This window comes from Streptomyces sp. BE20 (genome assembly GCF_036322525.1).
GTDB lineage: Bacteria > Actinomycetota > Actinomycetes > Streptomycetales > Streptomycetaceae > Kitasatospora.
Genome location: NZ_JAQYWW010000999.1, coordinates 1 through 278 on the forward strand (window position 1 = coordinate 1; position 278 = coordinate 278).

At 68.0% G+C, this 278-nt stretch carries 1 pseudogene; it reads right to left on the reverse strand.

Annotated features, from left to right (window positions below):
* Window positions 1-196 precede the first annotated feature (196 nt).
* Window positions 197-278 (reverse strand): annotated as a pseudogene (locus tag PUR61_RS25545) (transposase); the annotation flags it as partial.

The window sequence follows — 278 nt, forward strand, 5'->3', positions numbered from 1 at the left end:
CACGTGAGCGACATGGTCCAAGCCGTCGCCGGACTCCTCTCCCACCACCAGGTCGCCGCCTTGGGAACACCGCACATGTGAACCCGGCAGCGAATCCGCGGGCCTCGACGCGCCACCGCCAACGATGCATGCACTCGTTTACGAGTTGGTGCGTGATAGCGGGTGGGGCAGCAGGGGGCTGGTTGAGGTCTGTGGTTCACGTGCCGGCGGTGCGGTCGGAGACGAGGCCGGCGATGGCGCGGTAGGTGTCGGGCAGGGTCTCTCGGCGGTGTGTCCAG